At 48.3% G+C, this 265-nt stretch carries 1 pseudogene; it reads left to right on the plus strand.

Features of this window, described 5'->3' with window-relative positions:
- A pseudogene (murD, locus tag SB725_RS31805) lies at positions 1-265 on the plus strand (UDP-N-acetylmuramoyl-L-alanine--D-glutamate ligase); the annotation flags it as partial.

Genomic DNA, 265 nt, shown 5'->3' on the forward strand with positions numbered 1-265 from the left:
CAGTTTGATGGGATAGATGCCGATTTATTGCAGCAAGCGGCACGTATTATCATTAGCCCAGGTATTTCTCTTGAGAATACCGCTGTGGCTGCTGCTCGCCAAGCCAATATTCCTGTAGTTAGCGATATTCAACTGTTCTGCGAAGCGTGTACCGTACCCATCGTAGCGATTACAGGTTCTAACGCCAAAAGTACGGTCACTACGTTAGTTGGTCAAATGGCAGCTGATGCTGGCGTTAACGTGGGTGTTGGTGGCAATATCGGTG

It is taken from the genome of Pseudomonas sp. SIMBA_041 (assembly GCF_046535095.1).
Taxonomy (GTDB): domain Bacteria; phylum Pseudomonadota; class Gammaproteobacteria; order Pseudomonadales; family Pseudomonadaceae; genus Aquipseudomonas; species Aquipseudomonas mucoides.